The 21,108-nt window shown below is 51.4% G+C and carries 21 protein-coding genes and 1 pseudogene; 10 read left to right on the plus strand and 12 right to left on the minus strand.

Annotation, left to right across the window (positions count from 1 at the left end; all coding sequences use genetic code 11):
• The first annotated feature begins 88 nt into the window (after window positions 1-88).
• Complete coding sequence (locus AC06ND_RS04685) at window positions 89-508, plus strand: hypothetical protein (protein ID WP_475677831.1); 420 nt, start codon at window positions 89-91, stop codon at window positions 506-508.
• On the opposite strand, the gene AC06ND_RS04690 is transcribed toward AC06ND_RS04685, so the two are convergent.
• Genes AC06ND_RS04690 through AC06ND_RS04700 form a run of 3 tightly spaced genes read right to left on the minus strand, consistent with a single transcriptional unit; the run spans window position 501 to window position 1,924 of the window.
• Complete coding sequence (locus tag AC06ND_RS04690; RefSeq protein ID WP_475677832.1) at window positions 501-1,082, minus strand: Maf family nucleotide pyrophosphatase; 582 nt, start codon at window positions 1,080-1,082, stop codon at window positions 501-503. The genes AC06ND_RS04685 and AC06ND_RS04690 overlap by 8 nt on opposite strands.
• Window positions 1,082-1,609, minus strand: coding sequence for a KdsC family phosphatase (locus tag AC06ND_RS04695; protein ID WP_475677833.1), 528 nt, complete (start codon window positions 1,607-1,609; stop codon window positions 1,082-1,084). The genes AC06ND_RS04690 and AC06ND_RS04695 overlap by 1 nt, the downstream gene beginning before the upstream one ends.
• On the minus strand, window positions 1,610-1,924 hold the full coding sequence (locus AC06ND_RS04700; protein ID WP_475677834.1) for a DUF3467 domain-containing protein: 315 nt from the start codon (window positions 1,922-1,924) through the stop codon (window positions 1,610-1,612).
• Between the two features lie 132 nt (window positions 1,925-2,056).
• Between AC06ND_RS04700 and AC06ND_RS04705 the strand changes: the two genes are divergently transcribed.
• The 7 genes from AC06ND_RS04705 to AC06ND_RS04735 are packed head-to-tail and all read left to right on the plus strand — an operon-like array spanning window position 2,057 to window position 10,286.
• Window positions 2,057-4,690, plus strand: coding sequence for a valine--tRNA ligase (locus AC06ND_RS04705; protein WP_475677835.1), 2,634 nt, complete (start codon window positions 2,057-2,059; stop codon window positions 4,688-4,690).
• A 25-nt stretch (window positions 4,691-4,715) separates the two neighbouring features.
• Window positions 4,716-4,940 (plus strand): Sec-independent protein translocase subunit TatA/TatB, encoded by a 225-nt coding sequence (locus AC06ND_RS04710; protein ID WP_475677836.1) that lies wholly within the window; start codon window positions 4,716-4,718, stop codon window positions 4,938-4,940.
• Window positions 4,941-4,943: 3 nt separating this feature from the next.
• Window positions 4,944-5,696 carry a twin-arginine translocase subunit TatC gene (gene tatC, locus AC06ND_RS04715; RefSeq protein ID WP_475677837.1) on the plus strand — a complete coding sequence of 251 codons (753 nt, stop codon included), beginning with the start codon at window positions 4,944-4,946 and terminating at the stop codon, window positions 5,694-5,696.
• Window positions 5,693-7,627 carry an ABC-F family ATP-binding cassette domain-containing protein gene (locus AC06ND_RS04720; RefSeq protein ID WP_475677838.1) on the plus strand — a complete coding sequence of 645 codons (1,935 nt, stop codon included), beginning with the start codon at window positions 5,693-5,695 and terminating at the stop codon, window positions 7,625-7,627. The genes tatC and AC06ND_RS04720 overlap by 4 nt, the downstream gene beginning before the upstream one ends.
• Window position 7,628: 1 nt before the next feature.
• Complete coding sequence (rlmB, locus tag AC06ND_RS04725) at window positions 7,629-8,372, plus strand: 23S rRNA (guanosine(2251)-2'-O)-methyltransferase RlmB (protein WP_475677839.1); 744 nt, start codon at window positions 7,629-7,631, stop codon at window positions 8,370-8,372.
• Window positions 8,373-8,403: 31 nt separating this feature from the next.
• Window positions 8,404-9,321, plus strand: coding sequence for a GIN domain-containing protein (locus AC06ND_RS04730; protein ID WP_475677840.1), 918 nt, complete (start codon window positions 8,404-8,406; stop codon window positions 9,319-9,321).
• Window positions 9,321-10,286, plus strand: coding sequence for a dipeptidase (locus tag AC06ND_RS04735; RefSeq protein WP_475677841.1), 966 nt, complete (start codon window positions 9,321-9,323; stop codon window positions 10,284-10,286). Before AC06ND_RS04730 ends, AC06ND_RS04735 begins: the two co-directional genes overlap by 1 nt.
• Before the next feature lie 53 nt (window positions 10,287-10,339).
• Here the strand turns inward: AC06ND_RS04735 and AC06ND_RS04740 are convergent, their stop codons facing one another.
• Genes AC06ND_RS04740 through AC06ND_RS04750 form a run of 3 tightly spaced genes read right to left on the minus strand, consistent with a single transcriptional unit; the run spans window position 10,340 to window position 13,075 of the window.
• Complete coding sequence (locus AC06ND_RS04740; RefSeq protein ID WP_475677842.1) at window positions 10,340-11,611, minus strand: CinA family nicotinamide mononucleotide deamidase-related protein; 1,272 nt, start codon at window positions 11,609-11,611, stop codon at window positions 10,340-10,342.
• Window positions 11,612-11,614: 3 nt separating this feature from the next.
• The gene (locus AC06ND_RS04745) at window positions 11,615-12,508 is read right to left on the minus strand and encodes a HisA/HisF-related TIM barrel protein (protein WP_475677843.1); all 894 of its coding nucleotides are present in this window, start codon (window positions 12,506-12,508) and stop codon (window positions 11,615-11,617) included.
• Window positions 12,509-12,541: 33 nt separating this feature from the next.
• Window positions 12,542-13,075, minus strand: coding sequence for a helix-turn-helix domain-containing protein (locus AC06ND_RS04750; protein WP_475677844.1), 534 nt, complete (start codon window positions 13,073-13,075; stop codon window positions 12,542-12,544).
• 504 nt (window positions 13,076-13,579) lie between these two features.
• On the opposite strand from AC06ND_RS04750, the gene AC06ND_RS04755 reads away from it, so the two are divergent.
• Window positions 13,580-14,791 carry an S-adenosylmethionine:tRNA ribosyltransferase-isomerase gene (locus AC06ND_RS04755; protein ID WP_475677845.1) on the plus strand — a complete coding sequence of 404 codons (1,212 nt, stop codon included), beginning with the start codon at window positions 13,580-13,582 and terminating at the stop codon, window positions 14,789-14,791.
• 33 nt (window positions 14,792-14,824) lie between these two features.
• Entirely contained in the window at window positions 14,825-15,979 is a 1,155-nt protein-coding gene (locus tag AC06ND_RS04760) for a lysophospholipid acyltransferase family protein (RefSeq protein WP_475677846.1), read from the plus strand.
• A gap of 74 nt (window positions 15,980-16,053) precedes the next feature.
• Here AC06ND_RS04760 and AC06ND_RS04765 read toward each other — a convergent pair whose 3' ends face one another.
• The 6 genes and pseudogenes from AC06ND_RS04765 to AC06ND_RS04790 form a co-directional block, all read right to left on the minus strand.
• Window positions 16,054-16,992 (minus strand): calcium/sodium antiporter, encoded by a 939-nt coding sequence (locus AC06ND_RS04765; RefSeq protein ID WP_475677847.1) that lies wholly within the window; start codon window positions 16,990-16,992, stop codon window positions 16,054-16,056.
• A gap of 51 nt (window positions 16,993-17,043) precedes the next feature.
• Complete coding sequence (locus AC06ND_RS04770) at window positions 17,044-17,991, minus strand: DUF4249 family protein (RefSeq protein WP_475677848.1); 948 nt, start codon at window positions 17,989-17,991, stop codon at window positions 17,044-17,046.
• A gap of 4 nt (window positions 17,992-17,995) precedes the next feature.
• On the minus strand, window positions 17,996-20,110 hold the full coding sequence (locus AC06ND_RS04775) for a TonB-dependent receptor plug domain-containing protein (protein ID WP_475677849.1): 2,115 nt from the start codon (window positions 20,108-20,110) through the stop codon (window positions 17,996-17,998).
• Between the two features lie 45 nt (window positions 20,111-20,155).
• Complete coding sequence (locus AC06ND_RS04780) at window positions 20,156-20,566, minus strand: hypothetical protein (RefSeq protein ID WP_475677850.1); 411 nt, start codon at window positions 20,564-20,566, stop codon at window positions 20,156-20,158.
• Window positions 20,567-20,599: 33 nt separating this feature from the next.
• The gene (locus tag AC06ND_RS04785; protein ID WP_475677851.1) at window positions 20,600-20,800 is read right to left on the minus strand and encodes a ferredoxin-thioredoxin reductase catalytic domain-containing protein; all 201 of its coding nucleotides are present in this window, start codon (window positions 20,798-20,800) and stop codon (window positions 20,600-20,602) included.
• 2 nt (window positions 20,801-20,802) lie between these two features.
• Window positions 20,803-21,108 (minus strand): annotated as a pseudogene (locus AC06ND_RS04790) (23S rRNA (uracil(1939)-C(5))-methyltransferase RlmD); the annotation flags it as partial.

A 21,108-nucleotide genomic window follows, 5' to 3' on the forward strand; every position in this document is an offset into this window, starting at 1 on the left:
TCCCTGCCTATATTGATGCAGCTGACCCTCATCGCAGCATATATAATATTTCATGCACTTCCTATAATCTTTATCCTAAGATATGCTTATGTCATATAATTTAGATGGGGACCTATTCTCCGAGGGAATCCGTCATGAGGACAGCAGCACACCACGCTGGGACGGAAAGATATCGGAGACGAGTTGGAGGAACCCTGGTGAGACATCAGACAGGGGTTACGTCTACAGGTACGACGGCCTCTCCAGACTGACGGCAGCAGAGTATGCGGATGCCTCCGGCTCCGGGCTGTTCACCGAAAGATACGGCTATGACCTGAACGGCAACATGACATCCAGGACAAAGGCTGTCCAGCTCACGGACGGCTCAGGCAATAAGACGCTCGCGAATCTTGTCGCACGCAATTCCTACACCTGCAAGGAACTTGAGACGGAGACCGGACTATATGACTTCAGAGCCAATAATGACGATTTCCCGGCAAGGAAGCCTCATCGGGGAGTGTCTAGATGAAGCGGAGGAGGGCGTCGTAGACGCGGTGGACAGGGAAGCCCATCACGGTGTAGAATGATCCTTCCAGCTTGGTGATTCCGATGTAGCCTATCCATTCCTGGATGCCGTAGGCGCCGGCCTTGTCGAAAGGCTTGTAGTTGTCGATGTAATAGTCGATCTCGCCGAGAGTGAGTTCCTTGAAGCTGACATATGCGACGTCAGAGAAGGTCTCCTTGCGGCCGAGCCCATCACGGACAGTGACGGCTGAGATGACCTCGTGAGTGTTGCCGGAAAGGGACCGGAGCATCTCGACAGCCTGTTCGCGGCTGTGCGGCTTGCCCATGATCATCTTGTCCATCAGGACCATGGTGTCCGAAGTGATGAGTATCTCATCCTTCTCAAGCTCGCGCCAGAATCCGTTTGACTTTCCTTCAGCCATGAGGGCAGGTACCTGATCGTGCGGAGTGGATGGGTCCCATTTCTCGTCGAAGCTGTTACGGGTGTCGACAGTAAATTCGACATCCATCCCGGCAAGCAGCTCGCGCCTGCGAGGGGAGTTGCTTGCGAGTATGATTTTCTTTCCCTTGAGTTCCATCAGAATCTTGCTTTGTAGACTTCTGTGTCGAGAGTCCATGTGCCCTGGGTCTTCATGACCATCTCGATAGAGTGACGCACGCAACCCTTGCCACCAGGACGAGGGGATACGTAGTCTGCAACCTCTATGCACTCGGAGCATGCGCCCGCAGGGGCGACTGCGAGGCCACAGAGTTCCATTACGCATACGTCAGGCATGTCGTCTCCGATGTAGAGAACCTCTTCGGGAGCGACATTGTTTCTCTGACAGAAGTCATTGAAATCCAGGATCTTGTTGCGGGAATGGATATAGACGTTCTCGCTCTTGAAACCGCAGGTCACCAGACGCTTGCGTATACTTTCTGAGCTTCCGCCAGTGATCGCGCAGAGGTGGTATCCATGCATCGATGCCATCCTGAATGCGAATCCGTCCTTCGCATCGAAGGTGCGGAGGAGGTCGCCGTCAGGGAGGGCGAGTATGGTGCCGCCAGTCATGACTCCGTCCACGTCGAAGACGAAAGCCTTGATCTTGCTGAGTTTCTGCTCCATCTATGACTTAGCTCCGTTACCGCCGAAACCGCCCATAGGGAAGGTGCCGCCCTTAGGAGCGTTGCTGAGCTCGATAGGGCCGTTCATGTTCTCGTACTTCTGGAGGTTGTCCTGGAGCGCGAGGAAGAGTCTCTTTGCATGCTCCGGGGTCATGATTACTCTGTTCTGTACCATTGCCTTAGGCATTCCTGGGAGCATTGCTGCGAAGTCGAATACGAATTCGCTGTTGGAGTGGGTTATGATTGCGAGGTTGGAATATGAGCCGCCTGCAATATCAGGCTTGATTTCGATTCCGAGCTGTTTTTCTTCTGCCATGGTATGTAGTTGTTTTCTGCAAATTTAGCAATTATTTCTTATCTTTGCGTGATTGTGCCCGCATGCGTGCGCATACGCGTTGCGTACGTGCGGGGACAAGTGAATTGAAAACGATAAAATTTATTGATAAAGATGCTAGACGCAAAGTACAATCCATCCTCAGTCGAGGACAGGTGGTATGCCTATTGGCTTGACCACAAGTTCTTCCATTCAGAGCCAGATTCACGCGAACCATACACAATCGTGATTCCGCCACCGAACGTGACCGGAATCCTTCACATGGGCCATGTGCTCAACAATACCCTCAACGACGTGCTCATCCGCAAGGCACGTATGGACGGCAAGAACGCTTGCTGGGTGCCTGGTACCGACCATGCATCCATCGCTACCGAGAACAAGGTCGTAGCAAAGCTCAAGGGTATGGGCATCAACAAGGAGGACCTCACCCGCGAGGAGTTCCTCAAGTATGCATGGGAGTGGAAGGAGGAGCACGGAGGCATCATCCTCAAGCAGCTCCGCAAGCTCGGCGCATCCTGCGACTGGGACCGTACCCGCTTCACCATGGAGCCGGAGCTCTCTGACGCAGTCATCAACACCTTCGTGTACTTCTACAAGAAGGGTTGGATCTATCGCGGCGTGCGTATGGTCAACTGGGATCCGGAGGGACACACAGCTGTCAGCGACGACGAGGTGATCCACCGCGACACTGCCAGCAAGTTCTACCACATGCGCTACTTCATCAGCGACGGCAACGGCAATCCTACCGACAAGTATATCGTGGTGGCTACCACCCGTCCTGAGACCATCATGGCCGATGCCGCAATCTGCGTCAATCCTAATGACGAGCGTCATCACTGGATGAAGGGCAAGAAGGTGCTCATCCCTCTTATCAACAAGGAGATTCCTATCATCGAGGACGACTATGTAGAGATGGACTTCGGTACTGGTTGCCTCAAGGTTACCCCTGCACACGATGCACATGACTACGAGATCGGTCTCCGCCACAACCTTCCTATACTTGACATCATCGACGACCGCGGACGTCTCACCGAAGAGGCACAGATCCTCGTCGGCGAGGACCGTTTCGAGGCTCGCAAGAAGATCGCGAAGATGCTCGAGGAAGCCGGCAATATCGAGAGGATCGAGGACTATACCTCACCGATCGGCTATTCAGAGCGTACCAACGCTGTCATCGAGCCTAAGCTCAGCGCACAGTGGTTCCTCAAGATGGAGGAGCTTGCACCACGCGCACTCGGCAGCGTAGAGGACGGTTTCATCAAGTTCATCCCGGACAAGTATCGCAATACATATCGCCACTGGATGGAGAATGCGCGCGACTGGTGCATCAGCCGCCAGCTCTGGTGGGGTCAGCGTATCCCTGCCTTCTACCTTCCTGACGGCTCGGTTATCGTAGAGGCGACTGCAGAGAAGGCTCTCGCAGAGGCTCAGAAGATCAATCCTGCCCTCACTGCAGCTGACCTTCGTCAGGACGAGGACGTGCTCGACACCTGGTTCAGCAGCTGGCTCTGGCCAATCTCAGTATTCGATCCTCAGATGCCTGGACAGCCAGACCACAAGCCTAACGCTGACCTCGCATACTACTATCCTACCAATGACCTCGTGACCGGTCCGGACATCATCTTCTTCTGGGTTGCACGTATGATCATGGCAGGAAACGAGTTCATGAACGACGTTCCTTTCCACAACGTATATTTCACCGGTATCGTACGCGACAAGATCGGTCGCAAGATGAGCAAGACCCTCGGAAACTCTCCGAACCCTCTCGACCTCATCGACAAGTACGGTGCAGACGCTGTGCGTCTCGGTATGCTTCTCTGCAGCTCAGCAGGTAGCGACATTCTCTACGATGAGAGCCAGGTGGAGCAGGGACGTAACTTCTGCAACAAAATCTGGAACTCATTCCGTCTTGTGAGCGGTTGGGAGATCGACGAGAACGCAGCGCAGCCTGAGGCATCTGCAGTGGCAGTGAAGTGGTTCGACAGCAAGCTCAGCCAGACTATCGAGGCAGTGAACGACCATTTCGCCAAGTTCCGTATCTCGGATGCGCTCATGACAGTGTACAAGCTCTTCTGGGATGACTATTGCGCATGGTACCTCGAGGCTATCAAGCCAGCCTATGGCGCAGGCATCGATCGCAAGACCTACGAGCAGACTCTCGGTTTCTTCGAGGCTCTCCTCAAGATGATCCATCCTATCATGCCGTTCATCACCGAGGAACTCTGGCAGAACATGGCAGAGCGCGCAGAGGGCGAGACCATCATGCTCCAGCGTTTCCCTGAGGCCAAGCCTTATGATGCAGAGTTCATCGCGAAGTTCGAGACCGCTTGCCAGGCAGTGGCCGGTATACGAAACGTACGTCAGGAGAAGAGCCTTTCACCAAAGGATGCACTCAACGTAAAGGTTGACGCAAGCTTCCCTGCAGAGGTCGTTGCAGTGGTCGAGAAACTCGCCAACGTCGCTGTTGCAGCAGGCGAGGCTGAGGGTACCGGCGTGACCGTAATGGCTGGCACCAGCAAGATCTTCGTCGAACTCGCAGGACTCGTTAACGTCGCTGAGGAGATCGAGAAGCTCGAGAAGGAGCTTGCATACTACCAGGGCTTCCTCAATTCTGTACGCAAGAAACTCTCTAACGAGAAGTTTGTTGCCGGTGCTCCTGAGGCTGTCGTTGCCAACGAACGCAAGAAGGAGGCAGATGCACTCTCGAAGATCGAGAACATCGAGGCTTCACTCAAGTCATTGAAGTAATAATAACCATAAAACCATTGATACTATGAACGCAATGCTTATGTTCCCGTTGATGATCAACGGCATGGAGTGGGTCATCATCGCCCTCGTAATTCTTCTCCTCTTCGGAGGCAAGAGGATTCCAGAGCTCATGAAGGGACTTGGCAAGGGTGTCAAGGAGTTCAAGTCGGGAATGAAGGAGGCAGAGAACGAGCTCAAGGACATCAAGAAGGAGCTCAACTCTGACGAAGAGACCAAGAAGGAAGAGTAAGGAATGGCTGAGAAGGAAATGACATTCTGGGATCACCTGGAGGCCCTGAGATGGATGGTATTCCGCTCGGGTGCAGCCGTGCTGGTGATTGCAGTAGTCCTTTTCTTCTTCAAGGACTTCCTTTTCGACGGGGTGATACTCGCGCCGACTCGCAGCGATTTCTTCGTGTACCGATTCTTCGGAACCGATACGAGCCTGACGCTCATCAATACGGAGGTCGCGGCCCAGTTCATGGTCCACATGAAGGTATGTGCGATTTCCGGCCTGGTGCTCGGATTCCCTGTGGTGCTCTTCGAGATATGGAAATTCATAGCTCCGGCCCTGTATGACAATGAGAAGAAATCGGTGAGCGGAGCATTCCTGTTCGCATCGCTGCTCTTCTATGTCGGAGTGGCAGTGGGATATGTGGTGGTGCTCCCGTTGATGGTCAACTTCTTCGACGGCTACAGCATCAGCGGCTCGGTCACGAATATGATCAGCCTGAATTCCTACATCTCCACCTTTGCCGGGACCGTGCTGATTTTCGGTATCGTGTTCGAGTTTCCGACCGTGGTGGCCTTGCTCTCGACCTTCGGAATCCTGACCAGGGAGATGCTCGCAAAGGGATGGAGGTATGCTGTCCTCGTCGTGGTAGTCCTTGCCGCCCTCATTACTCCTTCGGGAGATCCGGTCTCGCTGAGTATAGTCAGCCTGCCGCTTTTCCTGCTTTATGGTTTTAGTATAATTATTTGTAAGAAAAAGACTTCCGCGGAATGATTTCAATAAATTCATTAACCGTAGCCTATGGCGGATTCACCTTGCTGAATGATATCAACTTCCATATCAGCGAGGCGGATAAGATCGGTCTTGTCGGCAAGAACGGTGCAGGAAAGTCTACGATACTCAAGCTGATCTGCGGACTCCAGAATCCTACCACAGGTAAGGTCGCAGTGCCTAACGGGGTGAGGATTGGATACCTCCCACAGATCATGGAACATCATCGTGGCCGCAGCGTGATTGACGAGGCCATGACGGCTTTCGCGGACATCGCAGCGATGGAAGCGGAGCTGGATTCAATCTCGGTGCAGCTTGCCGAGAGGACGGACTATGAGTCTGATGCATACCAGAATCTCATCATCCGCATGAATGAGATCAACGACCACCTGAGCATGTCCCAGTCTGAATCTCCTTTGGTTCAGGCCGAGCGCACTCTGATGGGACTTGGATTCAAGTATGAAGAGCTCGAGAGGCCGACGGAGACTTTCAGCCAGGGTTGGAACATGCGAATCGAACTCGCGAAGATCCTGCTCGGCAAACCGGACGTACTCCTGCTCGACGAGCCGACCAACCACCTGGACATCGAATCCATCGAGTGGCTCGAAGGCTATCTCAAGGACTACAGGGGTTCGCTCGTTCTTATCTCACATGACCGTAAGTTCCTCGACAACGTCACCAACAGGACGGTCGAGATCATGCTCGGTCACATCCATGACTACAAGGTTCCTTACAGCAAGTACCTCGAACTCAGGGCAGAGCGCATCGCTCAGCAGAGAGCCGCTTTCGAGAACCAGCAGAGGATGATAGAGAAGACGGAGGAGTTCATCGAGAAGTTCCGATACAAGCCGACCAAGTCCAACCAGGTTCAGTCGCGCATCAAGGCACTCGAGAAGGTTGAGAGGATAGAGGTCGATCTCGTCGACAAGTCTGCCCTAAGCGTCAAGTTCCCGCCAGCTCCTCGTTCCGGCGACATCGCGTTCAAGGCGGTGGACCTCAAGGTCGGATATGGGGAGAAGGTCGTGTTCTCTGATGCACAGATTGAGGTGCGCAGGGGTGAGAAGATCGCGCTCGTGGGTAGGAACGGTGAAGGTAAGACCACCCTCATGAGGGTAATCATGCGTGAGCTCGATCCTATGGACGGCGAGGCCAAGACCGGATACAACGTCAATATCGGATACTACGCCCAGAACCAGGAGGATGTGCTGGACAAGCAGGATACCGTGTTCGAGACTCTGGACAGGATTGCGGTCGGAGACATACGCACCAAGCTTCGCGACATACTCGCGGCCTTCCTTTTCAAGGGAGAGGACATAGACAAGAAGGTGGCGGTGCTCAGCGGTGGAGAGCGTGCAAGACTCGCGATGGCGAAGCTCATGCTCAAGCCGTACAACCTGCTCGCGCTCGATGAGCCAACCAACCACATGGACATCCTGTCCAAGGACATACTCAAGCAGGCGCTCCAGAACTATGACGGAACTCTCATCATCGTTTCCCATGACCGAGATTTCCTCGACGGACTCGTGGACAAGGTGTACGAATTCCGCGACGGTAAGGTCAAGGAGCATCTCGGTGGTGTGCAGGAATTCCTGGAGAAGCGCAAGATCGAGAGCCTCAGCGAGCTTGAGAGACATTTCGGTGCTGCTCAGCAGAAACCTGCAGAGGTGATAGAGAAAAAGGAGATCGCTCAGCAGGAGTATCAGGCGAAGAAGCATCTCTCGCGTGAGGAGAAGAAGATCAAGAACCGTATCGACTTCCTCGAGAAGGAGATAGCGAAGTTAGAACAGAAACAGAAAGACCTTGAGGCCATCCTCGCCAATCCCGGACCGAAGGACGACATCATGGATCTCACGAGGGCATACCTCGAGAACAAGAGGGAACTGGACGCCAAGACTGACGAATGGGCGACTCTCTCTGAACAATTAGATATTTGATATGGAAGAAAAGAAAATGCAGTACCTCTTCGGAATGCATCCCGTAATCGAGGCAATCCGTGCCGGAAAGAAGTTCGACAAAGTGCTTCTGAAACAAGGACTTGAGGGACCTCAATTCAGGGAGTTGATTACCTTGCTCGGAGAGAATGACATAGCATACCAGTACGTTCCGGTGGAGCGTCTCAACCGCTCGGTGCGTGGTGCCCACCAGGGTGTCATCGCATATATCTCGGAGATCGACTACGTAGATATCGAGACTCTCGTGAACAATGCGCTTGCGACTTCAGACCAGCCTCTGCTCGTCATACTCGACGGAGTGAGCGACGTACGCAACCTCGGCGCGATAGCCAGGACTCTCGAGTGTGCGGGTGGAAAGGGTATCATCGTCCCTGCGAAGGGTGGTGCTGCCATAAATGCTGACGCAGTGAAGGCTTCTGCAGGTGCTCTGATGAGAATCGACACATGTAAGGTTCCTAATCTGAGACTTGCAGCATACTATTTGCAACAGAGTGGCTTCAGGATTGTGGCAGGGACAGAGAAAGTCGACAAGCTCATGTATGAGACAGATCTCACTGGTCCTCTTGCCCTGGTCATGGGCTCAGAGGGAACCGGAATCAGCAAGGCCATGCTTGACCTCGCTGACGATAGGGTTAAGATACCTATGGCAGGCGAGATCGGATCATTGAACGTGTCTGTCGCAAGCTCGGTCATCCTTTATGAGGCGGTAAGGCAAAGAATGAAATAAAGTAGAACAATTAATTATAAACCAGAAAGTTATGAAAAAGACCCTTGTAACATTCATTACTTTGGTTGCAGCAGTTTTCGCTGCAAAGGCTCAGACAGTTGAGACTGTCCAGGAGTATACTAACTTCAGCTCGATCGAGGCTTCAGACTACTTCGAGATCAAGCTCGTACATGGAACTTCATATTCTGCAAAGATCGTAGCAGACCAGCTCATCTCAGAAAACGTTCAGGTATTCGTTAAGGGTAGCACTCTCAACCTCGATGTTGATGAGAAGAAATACGCTCCAGAGGTAAAGAAGGCCCTCAAGGGCAAGAACGCAATCGTTCCTGTTCTTCGCGTGGAGATCACTGCACCTAGCGTGAACAGCATCAAGCTCAAGGACAACACCATCCTCACTTCGTCTGACAACGTGAAGGCTGACAACGTGAAGATCGAGCTCAGCGACAATGCCAACATCAAGAATCTTACCCTTGACGCACAGGACGTAAGCATCAAGCTCTCTAACAAGGCTCAGGGTCGTTTCGACATTTACACCAACTCTATCACCGTTGATGCATCCAACAATGCTTCCGCAAACCTCGTACTCAATTGCTCAAATATCGTAGTAGGTACTGCAGGTTCTTCTAACGTGGTAGTAAATGCTGACACCAAGTCTACCGCAGTGAAGACTCAGGGTTCTTCTACAGTGACTTTCACCGGTAACGCTAACAAGATCAAGGTAGAGGGTAGCAACAGCTCAACCGTTCTCGCTGACGGCATGGTAGTGGATGACGCTGACATCGCTCTCCAGAATTCATCGACTTGCGAGATCAATGCGAAGGATCACCTCAAGGTTGACCTTACCGGTTCAAGCCACCTTATCTTCAACGGTAATCCGAGCATCGACGTTGTGAAGATCGTTTCTTCATCTATGACTCGCTCAAGCGACACCAAGTCAAAGAAGAAATAATGTTCGTCTTAGACTCTCATTGCGATACGCCTCTTAATATATATAGGAGGGGTATCGATCTGAGTGTGGACAACGAAAATGCACATGTCGACTTCCCCAAGCTCAAAGCAGGGGGAGTCGATGCTGCATTTTTTGCAATCTATACTTCAAATACACTTTCACAGACCGAAGCTAAAGAGCTTGCAGACAATATGTTGGCTGCAGTAAAGATGGAGGTCGGAAGACATCCGGAGTGCTGTGCTTTTGCTACTACGTCCGCTGAAGCCTTTGCCAATAAGGCTAAAGGCCTGTTCTCTGTATTCCTCGGAATGGAGAATGGTCTTCCAATTGGAAGGTCATTGGATGCCCTCAGGTCGTATTATGATCAAGGTATTCGTTATCTGACACTTACGCATGCCGGGAATAACGATATCTGCGATTCCTGCGCTACGGAAGTGAAGACTTGGCATGGCCTGAGCCCGTTCGGAAGGGAAGTCGTGGCCGAGATGAACAGGATAGGAATGCTCATAGACGTAGCGCACATATCAGACGAGTCTTTCTGGGATGTCATCAAGTACTCTACAAAGCCTGTGGTAAGTACACATTCGTGCTGCAGGGCTCTGGCAGACAGGCCAAGGAACATGGCAGACGACATGATCAAGGCTCTGGCTGATAACGGAGGAGTGATACAGATCAATTTTTATCCATATTTTCTCGATGGGAACTACAATGATGGAGATCTTGTCAGACCTTCGTATAAGAGAATTGTGGACCACATAGACCATGTAGTCCAGCTTGTGGGAGTAGAACATGTGGGCCTTGGGTCAGATTTTGACGGTATAGACTATACTCCGGAGGGGCTTGATTCTGTCGCCGATTTACCTAAAGTATTACTTGAACTGGAATCTAGAGGATATGGCAAAAATGACATATCTAAGATAGCAGGAGAGAACTTTCTTAGGGTTTTAGATGAAGTAACAAAATAGTTATGCCTTGAAACTATTTTGTTACTTTGTTTATTAATTGATTGTATTTCAAATTATTTCTCACTCTCGAGGATCTCGAGACGTAATAAATTGAGGGCAGTGGCAGCAAAACGCTCCATATTGCGTTTTCTGTCATTTTTATAAACAAAACTATGGCTATGTGTGCCCCTTGCAGAGCTTACGCCTATCCATACAAGGCCGCATGGCTTGTCAGGAGTAGCGCCTCCAGGACCTGCAATGCCAGAGGTTGCGACTGAATAGTCCGAGCCGGTGAGCCTTCTGACGCCTTCAGCCATCTTCTCGACACACTCCGCGCTTACCGCACCATGTGTAGCGATTATTTCACTAGGGACTCCTAATACATTAATTTTAATTGAATTAGCATACGAAGTGACCGAGCCGAGGTGGTAGTCTGAACTGCCTGGAATGGATACGATGAGCTCAGAAATAAGGCCTCCGGTGCATGATTCTGCACAGCTCATGGTCTTGCCATGCTTGCGGAGGAGATCTCCGACAGCAGCCTGGAGGCTGTCGTCCTTGTCCGAGTAGATATATTCAGACGCGATAGCCTTGAGTCCGGCAATCTGTTCGTCTATCCTTTTCTCATTCTCTGTCGGATCACCGCCATATACTGACAACCTGAGCCTGACGCCGGTGACTGTGTTAGGCAGATAGGCGAGGTGCATGTCTTCCGGAAGCGCTTCCTCCCATGGCTCGATGAGCTTGGATAGGGCAGACTCGGCAATTCCGTAAGTCATTAATGTACGATGTGTTATGTGGTCTAATTCAAAGTTGTTCTTTATATCTTCAACGACCTCTGGGAGCATGCCTAAGGTCTCATAAGGGACTCCGGGCATAGAGTAGAGTACGGCCTTGTGTCCGAAGCGCTCCTCAGGGAAGCGGAATACCATGATGGGTGCGGTACCTCTCTGGTTCACGATGACCTCGCAACGGTCAGGAACGAGAGCCTGTGCCTTGTTGTTCTCGAGTACTTCGAGTCCTCTGCTTGAGAGAATCTCATGAACCTTGGCAAGCTGACCGGCGTGCTCGTACCATCCGGTGCTCTGGGAAAGCTCCGCGAGTGCCTGCTTGGTGATGTCGTCCTTGGTAGGGCCGAGTCCGCCTGTCACGACTACGATGGAGTTGCGGGAAAGCTCTCCTTCGAGGTTCTCGATGATGGTGTCATGGTCGTCTCCGATTGACAGCATGCGTGTAGTCCTGACGCCTATTGCGCCAAGAACCTTGGAGATTTCAGAAGAGTTGGTGTCGACAATCTGGCCGATGAGAATCTCATCGCCGATGGTGCAGATCGAAGCGTTGATCATGGATTATGAGTGTGTTTGCTTGTCAAGGTATCTGAGGGTCTTCCTGACGAGAGCAGGGCCCCTTGTAACGAAGGCTGTGCATATCTCCACGAGCGAGGCTCCGGCGTCGAGCATCTGCTTTGCCTGTTCAGGAGTCCTTATGCCTCCGCTGCCGATGATAGGGAGAAGTCCCTTGGTCTTCTCGTGGATGTATTTCACCATGGATATGTTCTTCTCGAAGAGGTCTTCGTTGCTGTTTTTGCTAAGGTTGCAGGCCACGATTCCGTCGATTCCGGATCTCATGCAGTAATCGAGTATGTCATCGACCTGAGAATGGGCCAAATCGGGCGAAATTTTGATGAATATGGGCCTGTATAGGTCAAAGTACATCCTCATCTCCAGAAGCCTGTCTACGACCTCGGAAAGCTGGTCTATTTCCTGAAGCTCATAGACGCTCTCCACGTACGGGCTGGAGAGGTTCACGATGAACATGTCCACGAAGTCATATAGGAGCGCGAAGCACTTCTCGTAGTCCTTCGGAGCGTTATCGTTGATGGTCTTGGAATTCTTGCAGATGTTGGCGCCGATGATTACGTTCGGAGCCTGTTCCTTGAGCTTCTCCACGGCATAGCGTATGCCCTGGTTAGGCATCGGACTGTCCTGTGGGAGAGGGGTGACGGATCCGAATTCCACGAAGCCGAAACCGGAGTTTCCAATCTTGTTGTAGAACTCACAGTCCACATCGACGCCGCCGCCCAGTCCGAGGGGATTGGGGAACTCGATTCCGCATACCTCCTTCACGAGTGACGGATACTTTCTCTTGAAGAACAGCTTGACGAACATCGCGAAGAACGGGATGCTCATCATGCACTTTAGGAGTACGTGATACTTGTTGTATGAGCGACGATGCTTGAACATGGTGTCGCAAATATAGCAAAAACGCCGGATATGCTAGAACTCCTGGAAGGTGCCGTCGTCGAAAAAGATCATTACCTTGACGGCTTTTCTCTTGTTCTTAATAAGTTCCGCGTTCTTACTTGAAGTGATGATATCACTGATGGCTCGAATATTTACGGTAGAAGCGCTGTCCTGTACGTCTGAACAGCGTTCTGCGGGCTTGGTCTCAGCCGGGGTGTCGATGGTCTTATCCGGTTCTGCGAAGGTTATGTCGCTCTCGCTTGCGAAGCTTTCTTCTGACGGCACAGCGGCCTGCACCTGCTGCGTAGTGGTACTTGGCTCAAGCTTGGAAACCTGCGCTACAGGGGCGTCAGAGGCCGTTTTGTACATTTTTCCGTTGCCCGTAATAAGCCAGTCGACATTGAGTGTGGGGTAGCGTTTGATCATGCTGCTGATGAAGTCGAAGCCAGGTTTGTTCCTACCTGCGACTATATGTGACACGCTGGCTCTCGCCACGCTGATGCTGTCTGCGAACTGGGCTTGCGAGATGTTCTCTGCTGCCAGGAATTGTTGTAACCTTACGTTCATTGTTGTAAATATTCGGTTTACAAAGATACAAATAAATATTTATACAAATGTAAATTTCGCAATGTGTATAAATGTTACCCGAATAATAGGGTAGTAGTGATTTTGGATATTTACTTGTAGTAACATATTTAGATAATAGTATGTAAAACTCTGGGTTTTATAGATATACATTCTTGTAAACTCCATATTGTCCCTCCTATTTGCCTAAAATGGCTTAAAATTACAAGTCTATCGGAAACATTACTATACATAAGTTCTATAATATGCAGATTAATAGATGATTACAATGACAAGTGTACCTATATAAGATTACCTTATTTTACAGAAATAAAGATTTACAAATATTTAATGAAAAATGTAACTCAAAGAAGCGTGAGGATATAAATGTAAATCAAAATTGAATGAATAAATGTAAATTTGCGCCATGTTACAAATGTAAATTGTAAACAGTTTATACGTAGCCTGCTATTTCGGGATTTCGCTTTAATTGAGTATTTTTGCTACATGATTCCAGAATTGAACATAAAGGACTTCAGCTATGACCTGCCTGATGAGCGTATTGCAAAATACCCACTCGCAGAACGTGACGCTTCGAAGCTTCTCAAATATCAGGACGGAGAGATCATCGGCTCCGAATTCAGAAATCTCGCAGACTTTCTTCCTGCGGGCTCAATGATGGTCTTCAACGATACCAAGGTCGTTCCTGCCCGCCTCCATTTCCAGAGAGAGACCGGAGCACATATCGAAGTGTTCTGTCTCGAGCCATACAGACCTAATGAATATAATATTGTATTCGCCGAGACACAGTCTTGTCAGTGGAAATGTATCGTAGGCAACGTGAAGAAATGGAAAGGTGACGTCCTTAGCCTATATAACCCGGAAGGAACAGATGAGGTCAGTCAGATGAATCTCAAGGCTAACCTCGTCATGCGTGAGGGCGAGACTTCCATAGTCGAGTTCACTTGGGACAATGGAGCCCCTTTCTCAAGGGTTCTCGAGGTCTGCGGAAATATTCCTATCCCACCATACCTCAACCGTGAGACCGAGTCCATCGATCTCGAGAGGTACCAGACTATCTATGCGCGCTTCCGCGGTTCTGTTGCAGCTCCTACTGCGGGTCTACATTTCACCGAGCGCGTGAGGTCTGAGATTCGGGCAAAGGGCATAGACATGGAAACGGTATGTCTCCATGTTGGTGCGGGTACCTTCCTACCGGTCAAGTCTGACAATGTGGCTGAGCACACCATGCACCGCGAACCTTTCGTCGTCACCCTCGACTTTCTCGAGAAGCTCCGCAAGGCGGACGGTAAGGTCATAGCGGTCGGTACGACTTCGGTCAGGACGCTCGAGTCGCTCTACTATGCTGGCGTGAAGTGCATAGAGGAAGGCGTGCCCGGAGATGTGGACCAGTGGATGCCATATTCCAGGGAATACAGCTACTCCACCGCCGAGTCAATCGACGCTCTGATCGCATGGCTCAAGGCCAATGGTCGAAATGAACTCAGCGTCGGCACGAGGATAATCATCGTCCCCGGGTTCCAGTTCCGTGTCGTAGACATACTGGTAACCAATTTCCACCAGCCGCAGAGCACTCTGCTTCTTCTGATATCCGCCTTTGTCGGAGGCAATTGGAGACCTATATATGAATATGCTCTCGGACATGGATTCCGCTTCCTCAGCTACGGCGACAGCTCGGTACTATTCCGCTCAAAATAATTTTGCTATATTTGTATCCTAAACCTTATTGAAATGGTAGACCTTTCAGAATTCGTGGATATCTGCCCGTACAATGATGACGAGGCTGCGGCAGCCCTCCATCAGGTGGCAAACCACCCATATATAGCAGCGGGTTCGAAGTTCATCTTCCCTAACGAAGAGCCGGACTTCCTTACCAAGCTCCTTCTCCAGGTCAACAGCATCAATGACTTTCAGGTCATGGTAATGCATAAGCTCGTGGAGAGGGTGATAGCAACGACCATCAAGACTTTCTCATACGACGGTATCTCAAACGTGGCTGACCTCGGCAGGAAGTATCTTGCGATGAGCAATCACCGTGACATCATCTTCGACCCGGCGATCACCCAGCTCGTTCTCTTCAGGAACGGACTCGACCTCACTCAGATAGCCGTCGGCAGCAACCTCATCACCAACGACTTCATCGAGGCACTCATGCGCTCGAACCGTATGGTCAAGGTCGTCAGAGGTATCACCTCGCGTGAGCTCTATCTCTCTTCGCAGCAGCTTTCGAAGTACATACGTGCGACCATCACTTCTGGTACCAGCAGCATCTGGCTTGCTCAGAGACAGGGTAGGACCAAGGATGGACTCGACCTCACCGAGCAGGGCTTGCTCAAGATGCTCGACATGAGCGGTACCAAGAACTTCGACGAGAACTTCGAGGAACTTACCATCGTTCCGCACAGCATCTCGTATGAGTATGAGCCATGCGACATCTTCAAGGCAAGGGAGAGACTCATCTCGAGGAAGGGCAAGTATGTCAAGGCACCTGGCGAGGACTGGGCAAGCATTATATATGGTATCAACCAGTGGAAGGGCAATGTCCATCTCAACATCGGCAAGCCTCTCACTACCGCTGAACTTTCTCTTGCTGCGACCTGCGACAAGAATGACCGCTACCAGTACATACGCCATTTCGTGGATCATCGCGTGATCGACGGATATCGTCTCTGGAAGACCAACTTCATCGCCTACGACCTCCGCAACCATTCCTACACCTTCAACGACCGCTACACTCAGGAGGACAAGGATGAGTTCATCGCATATATGGAGAAGCAGCTTGACTGCGTCGAGAAGGAACTAAACCGTGACGAGCTTCGTCAAATCTTCCTCGACATCTATGCGAATCCTATCGTCTCAAAGCAGATGCTTCAGATGACTATCTAAGACGCGACAAATATATTATAATTAAAGCCTGTCTTTCGAAGACAGGCTTTAATTGTTTGCTATTTAGGGCTTTTCTATAGAGTCATGAAGAGGTAGGTCATATAAGCAAAGAAGGTCAAGAGGAGTGCCGCTCCAGTGCCGTAACGGAGCTCCTTCTTCTTGCTGAGGAAGGCTCCGAGCAGGAGCACCACGCTGCAGACGAGAAGAGCCGAGAAATCGATGAAACTGATGCCTTTCATCTCAAGTGGCTTGATGGTGGCAGCACCTCCGAGGATGAGGAGCACGTTGAATACGTTCGAACCGAGGATCGTTCCGAGTGCCATCTGGCTCTTGCCCTTGCGGGCGGCATTGAGGCTGGATGCAAGCTCAGGGAGCGATGTGCCGAGGGCAAGGATGGTGATGCCGATAAACTTGTCGCTGAGTCCCACGGTAGTAGCGATGCTCTCAGCGTTGTTCACGAATATCTTTCCGCCTCCGATGAGTGCAGCGAGGCCTAGCACGGTATAGATGAGTGCTCTTCCGAGTCCGAGTCCCTTGTCTTCGCTCTCTTCGGGGCTGTCGTTCTTTATCGAGTTGTAGAGATAGTAGCCGAAGAGACACAGGAAAATGATACCTTCAATCCTGCTGAGAGTAGTAGTACCCCATGGGATAACTATACCGAGCAGGATGATGAGAACGGTGATGCCGAAATTGACCGGAATGTCCCTCTTCTTATTGGTCTCTGTGATGAATACCGGACAGAGGAGGGCTGAGAGTCCAAGGATGAACGCAGTATTGAAGATGTTTGATCCTATGATGTTGCCGACGGCCATGTCGGCGCTACCTTCGAATGCGGATACGAAACTGACCACCATCTCCGGAGCCGAAGTTCCGAAAGCGACGATGGTCATTCCGATGACAAACTCACTGACGCCCCATTTGCGGGCTACTCCTGAGGCTCCGTCCACGAGGACTTCAGAGCCCACGAGAACCATTGCAAGTCCGAGGAGAAGTAAGAATATATTAAGAATCATAGTCTTTGGAGTTAACGATTTTACGCAATCACCAAAGATAATGAATATTTTTTAGAAAGTAACCTTGACGTAGCTTGAACCATACGCGCACCAGTAACCCTCTCCGCCGCGTACAGTAGGCTGGATTCTGGTCGTGGTCGGGAAGAACATGTTACGGGAGAAGATGGTGAGTTCCTCGAGTACGTCCCAGTACTTGAACTCACGCTCGCTGATCTTCACGAGCTTGATGTATACGGTCTCGCCCTTGTGGAAATATGGCCTGAAATCAGAGATAGGAATGGTGAAGTCCTGATAGATGGAAAGCTCCACGTTGCTAGCCGCCTCGATGTCGTCACAGTCCTTATATAGAGACGCGTCGTCGAGGTTCGCAAGAAGCGATGGCATGAACATAGGCTTCTTTCCGTCGAGCATCACGAAGGCCTTGTAGTAGTCGTGGGTCGCAGGATTGTCCTTGAAGCATACGACTGCCTTGTATCTGTCGTCATCAGGATCGTCAGTAACCTTCTCCGTACGTACTTCGGTGATGCTTACAGGCTCCTGAATCGTGCTTGAGCCGACGATCTCGTAGTCCTCTGACTTTGCGGTGACGGTGTAGGTCTTGCCGACCTGACCTATGACCTCGAAGCTTGTGTACACGAAAGGAGGAAGGAGAACCATTTCCTCGAGCTTGGTGAAAGGTATGTCGAAACCTGTCTCCAGGTCCATCTCCTTGAGTCTCTCGAGCAGTTCGTCGATCTCCAGACCGATGAGCTTGTAGTCGCGAGTACCGTCGTTCAGGGTCACTTCCGCATGCCTTACAGTGTACTTGTCGATGTCCTCCATCGATGTCGGGTTGCCGTCGGCGAGCACGGTCTTCGAGAGGAAAACGTAAGGGAAACCTCCGTTGTCTATCCATCCTTCAATCACCATCTCCTGTTCCGCGTAGGTCAGGTATGGTTTCCTTTCGTCGCAGGATGCAAGGCTGATTATGAGCAATATGATAGGTATGATCTTCTTCATGACTTTAGAACTTGTGGTAATAGCTTACTCCAGGCACGAAGCGGAGGAGGAAGTGGTTCTGAATATAGCGGAAGCTCTGATGCTCTGCCTCCTTGTCGTCCACGACGAGCCTGTAGCCGGTGTCGTTCCTTCGACCGAGCGCATTGTAGAGGGAGAAGCTGAGTCCGTTCTGCATCTTTTCGTTGTTTACGAAGTCGACGTTGACGTTAAGGTCGAGTCTGATGTAAGGTCTCATGCGGCAACCGTTGTATCTGCCGTACTTGGCGATGATTCGGCCTGAGGAGATGTAGTATCCTTCGGTTCCTGTGAAAGGAGAGCCTGACGCACATACGAAGGTAGCTCCGAAGTTCCACCTCTTGTACTGGTATGATCCCACGAGGTTGAGCTCATGGATGCGCTCATGGGTAGAAGGGTAGAAACCGTCATTGTAGCCTTCCTCCTCAAACTCCCTGAGCGAACGGCCGAGCGCGTAGCTGACCCAGCCGGTGAAGCTGCCGGAACGCTTGTGGAAGAGGAGGTTGAGTCCGAAGTTGTGTCCCTTTCCGTGGAGAAGGTAATTGTTCATGTCGTACGAATCCGAGACGAAGTCGAAGAGGTCGCCACGGTATTCGATCTGGTTGTAGAGCCTCTTGTAGTAGACGTCGGCAGAGAGCGAGAACATGTCGCTGCCGAAGCTGAGTTCGTATCCTATGCTGGCGCCCTGAGAGTACTGCGGCTTTCCGTATTCTCCGCAGGTGTACCAGTATTCGATAGGGAGGCCGAGGTTAGACACGCCACCCTGGAAGAGATACTGCTGATTCCATGAGTAGATGGCGGTGAGCTTGCCGGCGGTAGGGAAGGCATAGCTCAGAGAGACCATAGGACTGACGCCGCCATACACACTCTGCGTCTTTTCCTTGGTGATCTCAGGAGTATCCTTCGCGAAGATAGGTACATAGACGGTACCCTTCGCACCGGCCTCGATCTCCCACTTATAGTCAAAATTGTGCCTGTAGCCGCCGTACACGGAGAGTTCGAGACCCTGCTGCTTGTACTGCTGGCTGCCGGTGTTGTAGTCACCTCCGGTCACATGGGGGTCCTGAGGCAGCACATGGTAATAGTTGATCTGAGTACCTGCGTTCCATGTTCCATGGTCGAGATGGGCCTTGTAGCCGCTGTTGAGTATCCTCGAAGGAAGGTACATGTTGATCTCGGTCTGGTTCAGGTTGACCGTCGTGTGGTAGGTCGTGGTGAATACGCTCTGGGTGAGCACGGACCAATCATTGAAAGTGTGCTTCCAGTGCGCTGCTCCCATCGCATTTCCCCAGTCGATGGACACGTCCTGATAGAGATTGTCGATGAGTGAGCTGGCCGTCGCGGCCTTGTCGTAGCCGAAGTATCCGTCGACCCATATCTTGTCGCTCTCGGTAGGGTTGGCGAACCATGAGAGGTTGTAGTCGCCGAAGCCGTACTTGATCGCGTCTCCTCCGATGTGGAGCCAATGCTTGTAGAGGAGGTTGATATATGCCTGGCGTGCAGAGACGAAGAGGGTCGAGCTCTTGCCCGTCTTGAGCCTCAGGGTTCCCTGTGCGGACATGACGCCTACGTTGAAGTCACCCTCCACGGCCTTCTTGATATTTTCCTCAGGAAGGGCCATGTCGATGGAGCCTCCGAGCCTGTTCGGGTCGTAGTACCAGTTCGAATGGTTGAAGTTCACTCTAGGGTAGTGAGCCGTGTTGAATACGGAGAAGAGTCCGAAGAGGTGAGTGACTCCGTAGAGCGGCACGCCGTTGATGGCAATGTCGTTGTGGGAGTTGTCGCAACCCTGGATGTGGATTCCGGAATCGTATTCCGTGGAAGTCTGTACTCCCGGAAGGAGATGTACGTAACGTAGTGGGTCGGTGTAGCCGAGGAATTTCGGCAGCTTTTCCATCATCTCTGAACTCCAGTTCAAGCCCTGGCTGAGATTTCCCCTGAGTGGGGAATTCGGGCGGAAGCCTGAATGGATGATGCTGTCCAGAGGATAATACCATTCGTCAGGATCGAAATCGTATGTATCCGTCTGTGCAGACGCCTCCACTGAGGAGAACGCCATCATGGCGATCAGAGATGAAGAAAGCCAAAGCAAAGCTTTCTTCATATTTTGAATTTGAAACAGACAGTAACTAAAAGTGCTTTGGTGGTCTTACTCCACCTTGAGGTTCTCGTCGACGAGGCTCATGAGGTCATCAAGGCTGTCGTCGTCCTTTTCCCCGAGTATTGCCATCACGAGCGTGCCTGCCTTAGGCTCCACGCAGATGACGATTACCGGATTTCCGTTGTCATCCTCGGCGTCGTAGTACGCGCCGGTCTGACCGAGGAAAGGAAGCTCGCCGATAGGGAGCTCGTCGCCTTCCTTGGCACCGAATGCCTCGGCATAAGAGAACATACATTCCTGGAATGCATCCGAGCCTTCAGGTGTGTCACCTACATAGAGCTCGATGCTGGCTTTGCCCTTGGTCGCATAGAGGGTCTCTACCTCCATGCCATCCTCGAGGACGGTCTCCTCCTCGATGTTCCAGCCTGCTGGGAATGGGAAATTGATCGAATGCTTCATAATATTGCGCTGTGTGTGTATGTGTGTTCTGTGTTACTCCTTGTAGAGGCCGCAGTGGCAGTGGCCGGTCTCCCTATACTCCTTGCATGGGCAGAGAGTATCTTCATTGTGTGCGAGCGGAGTCACGCAAGGGCAGTAACCTGCACCGAAGCGCTCCTTCTTCTTCTCGATTGCCTTCTGGATACGTGCGACGACCGCTTCGTCGTCAACGAAAATGTACTTTGCTACTTCCATGGTTATTTACGTTTCAAGGCTACGACGTTCTCGACATGGTGGGTCTGCGGGAACATGTCCACCGGCCTGACCGCCGTGATTACATATTTCTGACAAAGGATCTCAAGGTCGCGTGCCTGAGATGCCGGATTGCAGCTGACATAAACCATACGCTCCGGCTCAGCATTGAGGATGACCTGAGCGACGTCCGGATGGATGCCGGCGCGAGGTGGGTCGAGGATGATCACGTCTGGACGTCCATGCTCCGCCACGAATGCGTCGGTAAGGATGTCCTTCATGTCGCCCGCGAAGAACTCGCAGTTGGTGAT

The sequence above is a fragment of the Candidatus Cryptobacteroides sp. genome (assembly GCF_056207615.1).

Bases quoted from the DNA above. Each gene is read 5' to 3' on its own strand.
- AC06ND_RS04760 (WP_475677846.1), top strand. From the start codon at position 14,825: ATGGTAGACCTTTCAGAATTCGTGGATATCTGCCCGTACAATGATGAC.
- AC06ND_RS04765 (WP_475677847.1), bottom strand. From the start codon at position 16,992: ATGATTCTTAATATATTCTTACTTCTCCTCGGACTTGCAATGGTTCTC.
- AC06ND_RS04700 (WP_475677834.1), bottom strand. From the start codon at position 1,924: ATGGCAGAAGAAAAACAGCTCGGAATCGAAATCAAGCCTGATATTGCA.
- AC06ND_RS04730 (WP_475677840.1), top strand. From the start codon at position 8,404: ATGAAAAAGACCCTTGTAACATTCATTACTTTGGTTGCAGCAGTTTTC.
- AC06ND_RS04745 (WP_475677843.1), bottom strand. From the start codon at position 12,508: ATGTTCAAGCATCGTCGCTCATACAACAAGTATCACGTACTCCTAAAG.
- AC06ND_RS04780 (WP_475677850.1), bottom strand. From the start codon at position 20,566: ATGAAGCATTCGATCAATTTCCCATTCCCAGCAGGCTGGAACATCGAG.
- AC06ND_RS04695 (WP_475677833.1), bottom strand. From the start codon at position 1,609: ATGGAGCAGAAACTCAGCAAGATCAAGGCTTTCGTCTTCGACGTGGAC.
- AC06ND_RS04735 (WP_475677841.1), top strand. From the start codon at position 9,321: ATGTTCGTCTTAGACTCTCATTGCGATACGCCTCTTAATATATATAGG.
- AC06ND_RS04740 (WP_475677842.1), bottom strand. From the start codon at position 11,611: ATGATCAACGCTTCGATCTGCACCATCGGCGATGAGATTCTCATCGGC.
- AC06ND_RS04785 (WP_475677851.1), bottom strand. From the start codon at position 20,800: ATGGAAGTAGCAAAGTACATTTTCGTTGACGACGAAGCGGTCGTCGCA.
- AC06ND_RS04770 (WP_475677848.1), bottom strand. From the start codon at position 17,991: ATGAAGAAGATCATACCTATCATATTGCTCATAATCAGCCTTGCATCC.
- AC06ND_RS04710 (WP_475677836.1), top strand. From the start codon at position 4,716: ATGAACGCAATGCTTATGTTCCCGTTGATGATCAACGGCATGGAGTGG.
- AC06ND_RS04755 (WP_475677845.1), top strand. From the start codon at position 13,580: ATGATTCCAGAATTGAACATAAAGGACTTCAGCTATGACCTGCCTGAT.
- AC06ND_RS04720 (WP_475677838.1), top strand. From the start codon at position 5,693: ATGATTTCAATAAATTCATTAACCGTAGCCTATGGCGGATTCACCTTG.
- tatC (WP_475677837.1), top strand. From the start codon at position 4,944: ATGGCTGAGAAGGAAATGACATTCTGGGATCACCTGGAGGCCCTGAGA.
- rlmB (WP_475677839.1), top strand. From the start codon at position 7,629: ATGGAAGAAAAGAAAATGCAGTACCTCTTCGGAATGCATCCCGTAATC.
- AC06ND_RS04685 (WP_475677831.1), top strand. From the start codon at position 89: ATGTCATATAATTTAGATGGGGACCTATTCTCCGAGGGAATCCGTCAT.
- AC06ND_RS04750 (WP_475677844.1), bottom strand. From the start codon at position 13,075: ATGAACGTAAGGTTACAACAATTCCTGGCAGCAGAGAACATCTCGCAA.
- AC06ND_RS04775 (WP_475677849.1), bottom strand. From the start codon at position 20,110: ATGAAGAAAGCTTTGCTTTGGCTTTCTTCATCTCTGATCGCCATGATG.
- AC06ND_RS04705 (WP_475677835.1), top strand. From the start codon at position 2,057: ATGCTAGACGCAAAGTACAATCCATCCTCAGTCGAGGACAGGTGGTAT.
- AC06ND_RS04690 (WP_475677832.1), bottom strand. From the start codon at position 1,082: ATGGAACTCAAGGGAAAGAAAATCATACTCGCAAGCAACTCCCCTCGC.